The sequence below is a fragment of the Streptomyces sp. NPDC088387 genome, assembly GCF_044753385.1.
Lineage (GTDB): Bacteria > Actinomycetota > Actinomycetes > Streptomycetales > Streptomycetaceae > Streptomyces.
Window position 1 is genome coordinate 392,894 of sequence record NZ_JBIVNC010000007.1, and the last position, 13,261, is coordinate 406,154.

At 71.7% G+C, this 13,261-nt stretch carries 12 protein-coding genes; 5 read left to right on the forward strand and 7 right to left on the reverse strand.

What is annotated here, in order from left to right; translation table 11 throughout:
* Positions 1-4: 4 nt before the first annotated feature.
* Both ACIQAC_RS21215 and ACIQAC_RS21220 read right to left on the reverse strand, forming a co-directional pair.
* The gene (locus ACIQAC_RS21215) at positions 5-1,672 is read right to left on the reverse strand and encodes a class I adenylate-forming enzyme family protein (RefSeq protein ID WP_402193233.1); all 1,668 of its coding nucleotides are present in this window, start codon (positions 1,670-1,672) and stop codon (positions 5-7) included.
* On the reverse strand, positions 1,669-2,433 hold the full coding sequence (locus tag ACIQAC_RS21220; protein WP_402193234.1) for an SDR family oxidoreductase: 765 nt from the start codon (positions 2,431-2,433) through the stop codon (positions 1,669-1,671). The genes ACIQAC_RS21215 and ACIQAC_RS21220 overlap by 4 nt, the downstream gene beginning before the upstream one ends.
* Before the next feature lie 466 nt (positions 2,434-2,899).
* On the opposite strand from ACIQAC_RS21220, the gene ACIQAC_RS21225 reads away from it, so the two are divergent.
* On the forward strand, positions 2,900-4,135 hold the full coding sequence (locus tag ACIQAC_RS21225; protein ID WP_402193235.1) for an exo-beta-N-acetylmuramidase NamZ domain-containing protein: 1,236 nt from the start codon (positions 2,900-2,902) through the stop codon (positions 4,133-4,135).
* A gap of 90 nt (positions 4,136-4,225) precedes the next feature.
* A complete protein-coding gene (locus ACIQAC_RS21230; protein ID WP_402193236.1) occupies positions 4,226-5,530 on the forward strand; it encodes a serine-threonine protein kinase in 1,305 nt (434 codons plus the stop codon).
* Positions 5,531-5,565: 35 nt separating this feature from the next.
* On the opposite strand, the gene ACIQAC_RS21235 is transcribed toward ACIQAC_RS21230, so the two are convergent.
* On the reverse strand, positions 5,566-8,364 hold the full coding sequence (locus ACIQAC_RS21235) for a penicillin acylase family protein (RefSeq protein WP_402193237.1): 2,799 nt from the start codon (positions 8,362-8,364) through the stop codon (positions 5,566-5,568).
* Between the two features lie 232 nt (positions 8,365-8,596).
* Here ACIQAC_RS21235 and ACIQAC_RS21240 point away from each other — a divergent pair, with 232 nt between their 5' ends.
* Positions 8,597-9,199, forward strand: a complete 603-nt coding sequence (locus ACIQAC_RS21240; protein WP_402193238.1) for a hypothetical protein — start codon at positions 8,597-8,599, stop codon at positions 9,197-9,199.
* A gap of 39 nt (positions 9,200-9,238) precedes the next feature.
* Positions 9,239-9,973 (forward strand): 3-keto-5-aminohexanoate cleavage protein, encoded by a 735-nt coding sequence (locus ACIQAC_RS21245; protein WP_402193240.1) that lies wholly within the window; start codon positions 9,239-9,241, stop codon positions 9,971-9,973.
* Between the two features lie 13 nt (positions 9,974-9,986).
* Here ACIQAC_RS21245 and soxR read toward each other — a convergent pair whose 3' ends face one another.
* Positions 9,987-10,442, reverse strand: a complete 456-nt coding sequence (gene soxR / locus ACIQAC_RS21250) for a redox-sensitive transcriptional activator SoxR (RefSeq protein WP_402193241.1) — start codon at positions 10,440-10,442, stop codon at positions 9,987-9,989.
* Positions 10,443-10,545: 103 nt separating this feature from the next.
* Here soxR and ACIQAC_RS21255 point away from each other — a divergent pair, with 103 nt between their 5' ends.
* Entirely contained in the window at positions 10,546-11,007 is a 462-nt protein-coding gene (locus ACIQAC_RS21255) for a MaoC family dehydratase (protein WP_402193242.1), read from the forward strand.
* Here ACIQAC_RS21255 and ACIQAC_RS21260 read toward each other — a convergent pair.
* The 3 genes from ACIQAC_RS21260 to ACIQAC_RS21270 form a co-directional block, all read right to left on the reverse strand.
* Positions 10,998-11,651, reverse strand: coding sequence for a TetR/AcrR family transcriptional regulator (locus ACIQAC_RS21260; RefSeq protein WP_402193244.1), 654 nt, complete (start codon positions 11,649-11,651; stop codon positions 10,998-11,000). The genes ACIQAC_RS21255 and ACIQAC_RS21260 overlap by 10 nt on opposite strands.
* An 85-nt stretch (positions 11,652-11,736) precedes the next feature.
* Entirely contained in the window at positions 11,737-12,024 is a 288-nt protein-coding gene (locus tag ACIQAC_RS21265; RefSeq protein WP_402193245.1) for a YiaA/YiaB family inner membrane protein, read from the reverse strand.
* Positions 12,025-12,106: 82 nt separating this feature from the next.
* A complete protein-coding gene (locus tag ACIQAC_RS21270) occupies positions 12,107-13,258 on the reverse strand; it encodes an acyl-CoA dehydrogenase family protein (protein WP_402193246.1) in 1,152 nt (383 codons plus the stop codon).
* Positions 13,259-13,261: the final 3 nt, after the last annotated feature.

Genomic DNA, 13,261 nt, shown 5'->3' on the forward strand with positions numbered 1-13,261 from the left:
TGTCCTACTGACTTTCTCGGGAACGCAAACGCAACTCCCGACGGAGGATCTTCCCACTAGTCGTCTTCGGCAAGTCGGGCAGGATCTCGACTTCCCTCGGGTACTTGTAGGCGGCCAGTCTCTCCTTGCAGTACGCGGTGAGCTCGGCCGGGTCCGCGTCGGCGCCCGGACGCAGGCTGATGTAGGCCTTGACGGTCTCGCCGCGGTAGCCGTCCGGCACCCCGACGACGGCGACCTCGCGGACCGCCGGGTGGGTGTACAGCACGTCCTCCACCTCGCGCGGCCACACCTTGAAGCCGGAGGCGTTGATCATGTCCTTCTTGCGGTCGACGACGTAGAGCCAGCCCTCGGGGTCCATGAAGCCGATGTCGCCGGTGCGCAGTTCCCCGTCGGGGAAGGTCTGCGCGGTGGCCTCGGCGCGCCGCCAGTAGCCGGGCACGACCTGCGGCCCCCGGACGACGATCTCGCCCTGTTCGCCGAACGGCACCTCGGCGCCCTGCTCGTCCAGGATCCGGACGACCGTCTCGGCGCCCGGGGTGCCGACGGCGAGGGCGCCGGAGGCCGGGTCGACCGGGGCCTCGCGGCCGGGCGGGACGGCGGCGACGGCGCCGGAGGTCTCGGTGAGGCCGTAGCCGTTGCGGACGTAGGGGCCGAAGCCCGTGCGGAACTTCTCGACCAGCGCGGGCGGCAGCGGGGCGCCGCCCGAGGAGACGTTGAGGAAGGACGCGAAGTGGTCCCGGGTGACGGCGGGGTGCGCGGCCAGCGCCATGTAGGCCGTCGACGGGCCCACCGTGTAGTGCGGGCGGTGCTCGGCGAACGCGTCCAGGACGGCGCCCGCCTCGAAGCGGTACGTCATCGCGAGGGTGCCCGCGCTGTTGAGACAGGCGCCGAGTTCGCAGGTCAGGCCGGTGATGTGGAAGAGCGGCGCGAGCGCGAAGTAGACGGGGGCCTCGGGCAGCCGCAGTCCGGCGCGCTGCCGTTCGGCGCCGTACATGATGTTGCCGTGGGTGTTGGTGGCGCCCTTGGGGGTGCCGCTGGTGCCCGAGGTGTAGCAGATCAGGGCGATGTCGGCCGGTGCCGGGTCGCGTCCCTCGGGCGGGGCGAAACCGCCGCGGGCCACGGCCGTGAGGTCCTCGGCGTCGTCCGCCTGCGGCAGGCGCTCGAAGGCCAGCACACGGGTGTCGCCGCGGGTCTGGAAGTCCAGTTCGCAGGCGGTGAGCACGATCCGTACGGGTGAGTCGGCCGCCGTGTCGGCCAGATACGTCTCCCAGGCCCGGTCGGAGCAGATCAGCGCGGCCACCTCGGCGTCCCGCAGGACGTGTCCGACCTCGCCCGACCTGTACATCGGGTTGACCGGCACCACCGTCGCGCCCGCCTTCCAGGCGCCGAGCACGGCGAGCACGAAGTGCGGGGAGTTCTGGAGCAGGACGGCCACCCGGTCGCCGCGCTCCAGGCCGCGCGCGGCGAGGTGCCCGGCGACGGAGTCGGACAGCTCGTCGACCTCGCGGTAGCCGAGCCGGCCGTCGAAGTAGGCGAGGAAGGTGCGCTCAGGGGCCTCGGCGGCGGCCCGGCGCAGCGCGTGCACCAGCGAGTCGGCGGGGCTGATGGGGGCGCGCTGGTGGTCGTCGAGGAGTGCCAGCCAGGGTCGGTCCGTGTAGCGGACGCCGGTCACCGCTCGGCCTCCCACTTCTGCTGGAGGTGGTTCATGCCGCTCAGCCAGCGGTCCGGCTCGGCCGCCCTGACCTGGTAGTACTCACCGACCTCGGGGTGCGGCAGGATCAGGAAGCGGTCCTCCTCGATGCCCTTGAACAGGGCGTCCGCCACCTCGGCGGGTTCGATCGCGGTGGGCTTGAGCACCAGGTCGCCCGCGCTGCCGGTGGCGGCGAGCATGTCGGTGCGCACGCCCTGCGGACAGATCGCGTGCACCTTCAGGCCGCGGTGGCGGTACGTGAGGGAGAGCCACTCGGCGAAGGCGTAGGCGCCGTGCTTGGTGACGCTGTAGGGGGCAGCGCCGATCATGGTGAGCAGTCCGGCGGCGGAGACGGTCGACACGAAGCGGCCGCTGCCGCGCTCCAGCCAGTCCGGCAGCAGGGCGCGGGCGGCCCGGACGTGGGCCATCACGTTGACGTCCCAGGCCTGCTCCCAGACCTGCTCGTCCGCGGCCTCCGTACCGGCGGAGCCGAGTCCGGCGTTGGCGCAGTAGACGTCGACGGTGCCGCCGAGGGCGTCCCGGGCCGCGTCGACGATCGTGGCGGCGTCGCCGGGCACCGCGGTCCCGCCGATCTCGGCGGCGACCGCCTCGGCCTTCCCGGCGTCCAGGTCGTTGACCACGACCCTGGCCCCCTCGGCGGCGAACCGGCGGGCGAGCGCGGCCCCGATCCCGCCCCCCGCTCCGGTCACCACGACTCCGGCATCCTGCACGGCTTCCACCATCGGTCTCCTTCGACACGGCACACGGACACAGCACCCCCGGCAAGAGTCCAGACTAACCAGTCGGTATGTGCGTTGGAAGAGCACGGTGGGGCACCGGGGGCTGCCCGACCGGTCACGCCCGACCACCGCGCCGGGCCCCGGGCCGGGGCCGGTCGGCGACCACGCCGGCCGGCGGAGGCGTCGCAGCCGGTCACCGCACCCGGCACCGCACCCGGACGCCCGGCGCCGAGGTCGGTCACGTGGGGTCTGCCGGTAAGGCCGCCCTCGACCGGACAGCCTTCCGAAGGTCCATCGTCGACCACACGCGGGCGGACCAACAGTGCCCGGTCGGGCACCCGGCCTGCCCGACCGGCCACCGCGGACGCCGGTACGGACCCCCGCCACCCGCCCCTGCGGGCTCGCCCGGAAGGGGTCGTCCTCGGCACGCACCCTCCCCAGGGGCCGTGCGAGCCCCTACCTTGCCCGCATGTCCCCCACCAGACGCACCGTCCTCGCCACGGCCACCGCGGCCCTCGCCCTGCCCGCGACCACGGCCGCCGCCACACCGGGCCGCTCCCGGCTGCGCACCGGTTTCGAGCGGCTCGCCGACAGCGGCTACGCCCTCCTGGAGAACCAGCGCGTCGGCATCGTCACCAATCCGACCGGTGTCACCCGCGACGTCCGGCACATCGTCGACGTCATGCACGCCGACGACCGAGTGGACCTGACGGCCGTCTTCGGCCCGGAGCACGGCTTCCGCGGCACCGCGCAGGCCGGCGGCTCCGAGGGCCGCTACGACGACCCGGCGACCGGCCTCCCGGTCTACGACACCTACCAGAAGAGCGGACAGCCACTGGCCGACGTCTTCACCGCGTCCGGCGTCGACACCGTCGTCTTCGACATCCAGGACGTGGGCGCCCGCTTCTACACCTACATCTGGACGCTGTACGACTGCATGGCGGCGGCGCGGCTCGCCGGGAAGCGCTTCGTCGTGCTGGACCGGCCGAACCCGGTGACCGGCCGGCGCGCGCAGGGCCCCGTACTGCACAGGGAGTTCGCGACCTTCGTGGGCCGGGAGCCGATCTCGCAGGCGCACGGCATGACCGTCGCGGAGCTGGCCCGGCTGTTCAACTCGGAGTTCCTGACCGCGCCCGTACCGCTGGAGACGGTGCGGATGTCCGGTTGGCGGCGCTCGGACTTCTACGACGTCTCCGGGCTGCCCTGGGTGCCGCCGAGCCCGAACATGCCGACGCCCGAGACGGCGCTGGTCTACTCGGGGACCTGTCTCTTCGAGGGCACCAACCTCTCCGAGGGGCGCGGCACCACCCGCCCCTTCGAACTGCTCGGCGCGGAGGGTGTCGACGGGCGCTGGGCCGCCGCTGCGGGCGAACTCGACCTGCCCGGTGTGCACTTCAGGGAGGCGTACTTCGCGCCCACCTTCTCGAAGTTCCAGGGGAAGACGGTCGGCGGGGTGCAGCTCCATGTGCACGACCGGGCCGCGTACGACCCCGTCCGTACCGGGATCGCGCTGCTCGTCACGGCGCGGCGGAGCTGGAGCGGGTTCGCGTGGCGCTCCGACAACTGGATCGACAGGCTCACCGGGTCCACGCTGGTGCGCACGATGATCGACGCCGGGGCCGGCCCGGACGAGGTGGTGGCCGGCTGGCAGCAGGAGCTGGCGGTGTTCCGGCGGACGCGGGAGAAGTACCTGCTCTACCGGTGAGCCGGGCGGGCCATGACGTATGGCCAAGCCCGCCCGTTAGCAGGACGATGCGACCGCATCGCACTGCCGCGGGGGACGAGAGGGCCTGTCATGGCTAATCCGGCAATGAGTGTGTCGCCCTACTGGGAGCTGACGTTCGACGCGGACGGCGATGTGCGGGGGCGGCAGCGCGACCGGCTGCTGTCCGGCGTCGCCGAGCACGGCATCCGCGATCTGGTGGTCTTCGCGCACGGCTGGAACAACGACCGCCCGATGGCGAACCGCCTGTACAGCGCCTTCTTCGCGCCGATGCCGGGCCTGGCGCCGCGGGCCCGGCTCGGGTACGTGGGTGTCCTCTGGCCGTCGATGCGGTTCGCGGACGAGGCGATCCCGGACTTCCCGCGGACGGTGGCGGCGACGGAGGCACGGGGGCCGGCGCTGGACAAGGACACCCGGCACGCGCTCCTCGGCGCCTTCCCGGGCCGGGCGACCGTCGTCGACCAGCTCGCGCGGCTGCTGGACCAGCAGCCGCGCGAGGACGCCGAGTTGGCGGAGTTCGGGCGGCTGGTGCGGCTCCTGGTGGAGGTGGTCGCGCCGGGCCCGCAGGCGCTGTTCGCGGCGGACACGGTCGCGGAGGGTGTGCCGCAGGACGAGCCGCGGATGTTCTCGGACCCGGTGCCGGCCGTGTGCGAGGAGTTCGCCCGCGCGCTGTCGGCCGGCCGGCATCCGGCGCTGTCGCTGCCCAACCCCTGGGAGGGCGCGCAGGAGTTGCTGCGGCAGGCGACGTACTACGCGATGAAGCGGCGGGCCGGGACGGTCGGCGAGCGGGGGCTCGGGACGGTCCTGGGGCAGCTCGCCGGGACGCGCTCCGAGCTGCGGGTGCATCTGGTCGGACACAGCTTCGGCGCGCGGCTGGTGTCGTTCGCGCTGCGCGGGCTGCCGGAGGGTGTGCGTACGGTGAAGTCCGTGACGCTGCTCCAAGGGGCCTTCTCCCACTACGCGTTCGCGGCCAGGCTGCCGCACGCCACCCAAGAGAGCGGGATGCTGCACGGGCAGCAGAACCGGATCGACGGGCCGCTGGTGTGCGCCCACTCGCGGCACGACGGCGCCCTCGCCACGTTCTATCCGCTGGCCTCGCGCATGGCGGGCGACGACCGGGGGATCGCCGCGCCGGACGTGGGGAGCGCGCTGCGGGAGCGATGGGGCGCGCTGGGGTACGGCGGCATCCGGGGGGTGCCGGGCACGCGCGCGCTGCGGCTCGCCGAGGCGCTGAACAAGCCGGCGCCCAGGGCGGGTTGCGTCAACGTCGACGCGGCCGCGGTGGTCCGGCGCGGCGGGGCCCCGTCCGGGGCGCACAGCGACATCCTGCACCCCGAGCTGGCCCGGCTGGTGCTGGCGGCGGGCCGGATCACCTGACCCGCCGCCGGCACCCACCGGTCACCGGTCACCGGCTACCGGTGCGAGGTGAACTCCACGACCTGCTGGTAGGTCGGCCGGTTCTGCCAGCTGATGTTGGGGTGCTTGATGCCGCCCAGCGGGCGCTGGTTGAGCGAGTCGGCACACCACTGGTCGCCGGCCGCGCACAGGGTGTCGCCCGGGTAGACCTGGGCCGCCGTCTTGCCGGCCGCCTCCTTCAGGGAGTTGATGAGCACGGTCCGGCAGGCGGAGAGACTGCCGCCGCCGCAGTACTCGTCGCCCAGCGGCCCCTGCACGTTCTCGCCGAGCACCGCGCGGATGTCCTTGTCCACATAGCTCCACCAGCCGTACTGGAAGGCGCTTCCGGCGTGTGCGCCGGTCGGGCCGTGGGCGGCGGACGGGGACTCGTCGACGGGCAGGTTGGCCGTGATCGCGGTGAACAGCTCACTGCCGAGGCCCGGTTCGAACTCGGCCTTCACCAGCAGCGGCCACCAGGCGTCCAGGATGCGGATCGCCTCCGCGTTCGCGTAGGTCTTCGAGCCGGCCGTGGTCTCGGTGCGTTTGCCGCCCGCCGTCAGCCAGGCCTGGAGCTTGCTCACCGCCGCGGCCGCCGCGGTGTCGGTGACGGGTGAGCTGGTGACGACCTTCAGCAGGTCGGGCAGCACGTCCTCGGCGCGCAGATCCGCGAGGGCCGCGTCGGCCATCGCCTTCACCAGCGCGGAGCGGGTCACCCCGCCCTGTTCGACGAGCTTCTTCACCCGGTCGTCGAGCAGGTTGCCGCGGTGCACCGAGCCGTTGCCCCAGGGTGCGGCGGTGTAGTCCTTGGCCTGTTTGTTGTTCCAGGAGATGTAGTAGTCCTGGTCGATGGAGTTGGGGTGTGCGGACGCCGGCGTGTAGTCGGCGGTGTTGGTCGCCGGGTCCCAGCCGCGCCATTCGTAGGCCGGGCGCGCCCACGCCGGGAACTCGGCGTCGACGCCCGCCGCACGGACCGGGTTGTTGCCGCTGTTGTAGTACGCGGTGTGCTCGGAGTCGGCGTAGAACCAGTTGAAGGTGTAGTTGATGTGCTGCGTCGCCTGCTGGAAGGTCTGCGGGCTCTTGACGTAGTCCGGGTCGTTCAGCATCTGGAAGCCGATGATCGAGTCGGCCTCGTGCTGATAGGACGAGCGCAGGGTGGTGTAGGCGACCTTCTTGCCGCCGACGGTGGCGCGGTACTCGACGGGACCGTACTTCGTCCGCCAGACCCGCATCGTGTACGAGCCCTCCGCGGTGCCGTCGGCGACGGTCGGCTTCCAGGCGTTCTTCTGCTCGATCTTCTCCATCGGCGTGCAGACGCCGCGGTAGAGGTAGTGGTGGTCGTCCTGGCACAGCTCGACGGCGTAGGTGTCGATGATGTCCTGGCCGGAGGTGGTCGCCGACCAGGCGTAGTCCTGGCCGCGGCCCAGCTCGACGTACATGCCGAGGCCCGCGAAGGAGGCGCCGCGGGCGCTGATGCCGGGCCCCTGGAGCTCCTGGAGCATCAGCAGCTGCGGGGCGAAGTAGCCGGTCTGCGGTCCGAAGACGGCGACCGGGTTGCCGCTCGCGGTGTGTTCGCCGCTGACGACGAGGGCGTTGGACATACCGCGCTTGGCGGAGCTGGCGGCACTGTCCAGGACGGACGCCGACGACTTGGACGCGGCGGGGGTGGCCGCGCTGCCCGTGCGGTCGTACACCAGCGGTTCGCGCGTCACAGAGCCCGGGTCGGGCAGCGCGGCGCCGGCCGGGGTCGTGGGCTTGGTGGCGTACGGGAAGCTGCCGTCGTGGACGGTGAGGACGGCCTCGGGGTCGTTGCGCTCGCGGAACGACTCCCAGACCTCGGTGCCCTTCTCCACCCCGTACTGCTCCTGGGCGGCGAGCAGCGACAGCGCGTTGTTGACCTCACCGCCGCCGCCGGAGCCGAACAGGGCGCCGATCACGGAGGCCAGGGCGACCAGGTCGGTGAGCTTGAAGGGCGCGATCGTGCCGGCGTTGGTGATCGAGTCCTTGTGGCCGGTGAGGACGTACTCGCCGGGGAAGTAGCGGCCGCTGTCGGAGGCCGCGATGTAGGCGTTGATGCCGGCGACGTACGCGTTGGCGTCGGCGAGGGCCAGCTGTCCGCGTTCGCCGTTGGTGGCGACCGTACGGTCGATCTGGGCCTGGAGGTCGGCCTCGGTGTAGGGGGCGTTGCGCCAGAACGACTGCTCCAGGTCCTGGTTGGACAGTGCGCCGCCGGCGAAGTTGGTGAGCTGGCCGCGGCCCACGTGCCGGAAGACGTCCATCAGCCAGAGCCGGTCCTGGGCCGCCGCGTACCCGGCGCCGAACTCGGTGCCGTAGCGGGTGGTGCCGGTGATGTGCGGCACACCCGTCTTCTTGTCGCGGACGATCGTGACGTCGGTGCGGCCGGCCGGCTGGAGGGTCGAGGCGACCTGGTCGGCGGGGACACCGAAGGAGGCGTCGTTGAAGAAGGTGTTGATCGTGGAGTCGGTCAGCGTCTGATGGCCCTTGGCGAGGTTCGCGTACGGCCCGAGCTGGTTCTGGGCGTTCTCGGGCTGGACGCCGAAGGCCTGGTTGAGGAGGACCTGGGCGAGGGTGGCGTTGCCGTTCTGGCCGGGCGGCAGGATGTCCGAGCACTGGTTGCCGCAGTGGTCGGCGGCGGCCGCCGCGTCGGCCGCCGTGGGGGTGGCGGCCGTCGCGGCTTGGGAAAGCGGAGTCAAAAGCCCGGCAATCAGCACACATACAGAGGTGGTCTTCAGGAACCCGACGAGACGGCCGGGAGTTCTCAGTCTGTCGAGGGCGGTGCGTGGGGTGCGCCTTGACATGGCAGCTCCTCCGGACAGGGGGTGGGCCGACGTTACCGGCGGTTATCCCCGCGTTGGAAGATGAACATGCGTCACTTTTTGCGGTGCCTGACCGCCGTTTCGCGGGGCACCGGAAATCCATGGCAACCGGAAGGGAGCCGAATCGCTGGTCGATACGTCTATTCGGCAAGGTCCGTTCGACAACGCCGCAATGACCGAAGTACAGGTACAGATGTGACGGAGGTGCAGGGCGATGGCCGGTTTCCGGAGTCTGGCAAGACAGGTGCGCGACCCCCGGTGTGACCTGGCACTACGACGCTACTCACTGCGCAAGTGCCTAGAGCGGTTCGCCCCCTACGGGCACAGGGCGACCTGGGACCACCTCTGCTCCCGGGCAGGGTTCGACCCCGAGGACCGCTCTCCCGACCCGGCGCGGCTCGTGGCCGCACTGGAGGAGCTGGAGGAGGCGCGGGCGGTGTGGCTGGCCTACGAGGTCGACTTCGCCGAGCGCCGCAAGAAGGAGAAGCACGACGGGCTGCGCCGGCCGGGCAGCGTGGACGACTGGCACCGGCTGACCTGGGGCGGATTCGGGGTCGCGTGGTGCGACGACCCTCGGGTGCATCCCGACGAACCGCTCGCCGAGGTGCTGCGGCGGCTGATCGCCGCGTTGCAGCGGGAGCCGGGGGCGCAGTGTCCCGTCTGCGACGGGGAGCGGCTGGTCTGGCAGTACGAGCTGGATCACGAACCGTCCTCGGGGCCCGTCTGCACGGTGTGCGGGATTCTGGTGCCGCGACCTGTGCTTACGCCGGAGGCGTTGGCTTCCGCCCGCCGGGTGCGGATACTTCTGTCCGCGTGAGCCGCGCCCCTGGCGGCGGTGCTGAACCCGGGGTGCAGTGTGCAGGTATGTCTTAACGGGGCTCGTACGGGTGCCGATGGAACGATGATTCCGTTGACGCCTGACGGGTTGGCTGAATCTGCCGCGTCGGCTGTGGGCGCCGGGGCCACCGATGTCCATGTTCATCCCAAAACGCCTTGTGGGCGGGATTCTCTGTCGCCTCGGGTGGTGGGGCCTGTGCTGGAGGCGATCCGGGCACGGGTGTCGGTCTCCGTCGGGGTGACCACGGGGGCCTGGGCCGAGCCCGATCCGGGTGCGCGGCTGGAGCGGGTGCGGGCCTGGACGGTTCTTCCGGACCACGCGTCCGTCAACTGGCACGAGCCGGGTGCCGAGGAGATCGCCGCCCTGCTGATCGAGCGGGGCGTTGGTGTCGAGGCGGGTGTGTGGTCCGGTACGGACGGCGCCGCCCGCTTCGCTCGATCACCGCTGCGCACAAGGGTGTTGAGGGTCCTGGCCGAGGTGACGGACCCGCACGAGGAGACGGCCCACGCCCTGCTGTCCGAGATCGGCACCGACCACGGCCGCCCGGTCCTCCTCCACGGCGAGGACGAGGGAGCCTGGCCAATCCTCCGACTGGCACTGAAACTGGGCCTGCCGACCCGTATGGGCCTGGAGGACACGCTCTACCTCCCCAACGGCCAACGCGCCCGTTCCAACGCCGAGTTGGTCAGAGAGGCGGTCAGGGGCGCGGGGAACGGCGCGACCAGCCACGACGAACCCGCACCCGACATCTGACCCGCGCCGCGGGCTAACGCTCCACAAACAACCGAGATCCGGCCCGCCGTTGGCCGAACGCGTCGTCGGGGTTCGACAGCACACACGACTCCAGCGACAGACACCCGCACCCGATGCAGTCGGTCAGATGGTCCCGCAGCCGGTTCAGCTGAGTGATCCGCTCGGACAGCTCCGACCGCCATGCCTCCGACAGCCGCGCCCAGTCCTCCCGCGTGGGTGTCCGCTCCTCCGGCAGCTCGGCCAGCGCCTCGCGAATCGTGGCGAGCGGGATGCCGACCCGCTGCGCGGCCCGTACGAACGCCACCCGGCGCAGCGCGTCCCTGGTGTAGCGCCGCTGGTTGCCCGCGGTGCGCCTGCTGCTGATCAGGCCCTTGGACTCGTAGAAGTGCAGGGCCGACACGGCCGCGCCACTGCGCGCCGACAGCTGGCCGACGGTGAGTTCGTGGATCGTCTCTGGAATCTGGGGCACCCCGCCAACCCTACCCATCGGACGGCGCCCGTCGGCGTTGACAGCGATGCCGGACGCGACCATGCTAAGCAGTTGCTTAGGCAATCGAGGGAGAGGCCGGGACATGGCAGAGCCGAGGATCTTCACGTCCGTCGACGAACTGAAGGCTGCGGTGGGCGAGCAGCTGGGGTACACGGACTGGCTGGAGGTCGACCAGAAGCGGATCGATCTGTTCGCCGAGGCGACCGGCGACCACCAGTGGATCCATGTCGACCCGGAGAAGGCCGCGGCCGGGCCGTTCGGCACGACCATCGCGCACGGCTATCTGACGCTCTCGCTGCTGCCGCTGTTCGGCCCGCAGCTGCTGACCGTCGAGGGCGTGAGGATGGGCGTCAACTACGGGACCAACAAGGTCCGTTTCCCCGCCCCGGTCCCGGTCGGCTCCCGGCTGCGCGCCACCGCGACGATCTCGGCGGTGGACGAGGTGACGGGCGGCGTCCAGGTCACGGTCGCCTTCACGGTCGAGCGCGAGGGCGGCGAGAAGCCGGTCTGCGTCGCGGAGTCGGTGTCCCGCTACTACGTCTGATCGACCGGCGCGGGTGCCTGCTTGGCCGCGCCCACCATCCGCAGTACGAGGTCGGCGTAGAGCGCGCCGACCTCGTCGGGCGTCCACGGGCCGCGGGTGGAGAACCAGCGGGCCACGTCGATGCAGAGCGAGAGCACGGCGAGGGTGGTGCCCCGCACGTCGAGCACGTCGAACTCGCCCGCCGCGATGCCGTCCTCGATGATCCCGCGGACCTCGGCGTCGCACTGCCGGCGCAGCGCCACGATCTCGGCGCGCGCGTCGGGGCCGAGCGAGTCCAGCTCGTACTGCACCACGCGTGCGGTGGTACGGCCGCCCGCGTGCCAGCCGACGAAGGAGCTGACGGCGTCGGCCAGCCGCTCGCTCGCGGTGCCCTCGCGCCGGGCCGCGGTCCGCAGGATGTGCAGCGCCCGCTCGTGTCCGATGCGGCTGATCCGGTGGAGCAGCTCTTCCTTGGTCTTGTAGTGGATGTAGAGCGCCGCCGGGCTCATCCCGGCGCGGCCGGCGATGTCGCGGGTGGTCGTGGCGTGATAGCCGCGCTCGGCGAAGGCCTCCACCGCGGCGATCAGCAGTCGCCGTGCCGCGTCAGGGGTGACCTCGGCCCACGGCCCGTTCTCGCCGCCGACCGTCTCCTCCGCCGTACTCATCGCTCGCTCGCCCCTCTCGCCGACAGAAGCACCACCATACAGCCGAAGGTGAGCGAGCGCTTAGTGAGCGGCTGCGGCGACCTGCTCAGAGCTTGTCGAAGGGGTCGTGCTCGGCGAGCAGCTTCTCCAGCCGGGCCTGGTCGACGCGGCTGACGATCTGCCCGGCCTCCTGCCGGTCGCGGACGACCTTGGCGAGGGTGAAGGCGGACGTGACGAGATAGAGGACGGCGATGGCCAGGAAGCCGCGCACCCACGGGTCCGCGTCCAGCTGGAAGATGCCGACGGCGGTGGCGCCGAGGGCAAGGGCGAAGGACAAGACGGCCTGTCCGTGATAGGCGGCCGTCGTCTGCTGCTTGACGGGTGTGTCACTCATGGGGACCAGGGTCGGCGAACGTGGCACCCGCCACATCCGCCGCCGTACTCAGAAGCCGGCCCGGAACGTACCGGGCACGTACTCAGAACGCCGAGACCCCCGTCAGCGCACGGCCGATGAGGAGTTTCTGGATCTGGCTCGTGCCCTCGTAGAGGGTCATCACGCGGGCGTCGCGCAGGAGTTTGCCCGCCGGGTACTCGTCGATGTAGCCGTAGCCGCCGAAGACCTGGAGGGCGTTGTTGGCGGCACGCACGGCGGCCTCGGAGGCGAAGAGCTTGGCCTTGGACGACTCCACGGCGAACGGCCGACCGCGGTCGATCAGGTCGGCGACCCGCCAGGTCAGCAGCCGGGCCGCGTCCACGTCCACGGCGATGTCGCTGATCAGCTCCTGCACCAGCTGATGGTGGGCGATGGACCGGCCGAACTGCTCACGTTCGCCCGCGTAGCGCACGGCCGCGTCCAGAGCCGCCTGTGCGATGCCGACGCAGCCCGCCGCGACCGACATCCGGCCCTTGGCGAGCGCCGACATGGCGACCGAGAAGCCCTTGCCCTCGGGGCCGAGCATCGCGGAGGCGGGGACGCGGACGTCCTCCAGGACCAGTTCGGCGGTGGGCTGGCCGCGCAGGCCGAGCTTGCCGTGGATGGTGCGGCGGGTGAGGCCGGGGGTGTCCGCCGGTACGAGGAAGGCGGAGACGCCGTGGTGGCCGGGGGCGTCCGTGGAGCGGGCGAAGAGCAGGACGACGTCGGCCCAGGTGCCGTTGGTGATGAACATCTTGGTGCCGTTGACGACGTAGGAGTCGCCGTCGCGGACCGCGCGGGTGGTGAGGTTGCCGGCGTCGGAGCCGGTGCCGGGTTCGGTGAGACCGAAGCAGCCGACCAGTTCGCCGGCGGTCAGGCCGGGCAGCCAGCGCCGCTTCTGTTCCTCGTCGCCCCAGGCCGCGACGGTCTTGGCGACCAGCCCCATGGAGACGGAGACGATGCCGCGCACCGCCGAGTCGCCGCGGCCCAGCTCCTCGGTGACCAGGCAGTACGCGAGGTGGTCGCCGCCGGAGCCGCCGTACTCCTCGTCGACGGTGAGGCCGAGGAAGCCGACCTCGCCGAGCTTCTTGACGATCCCGCGGTCCACCTCCTCCGCGCGGTCCCACTCGGTGGCGTGCGGGGCGATCTCGCGCTCCACGAAGTCGCGGGCGAGCTGCCGTACGGCGGCCTGTTCCTCGCCGAGTTCCAGGTTCACGCG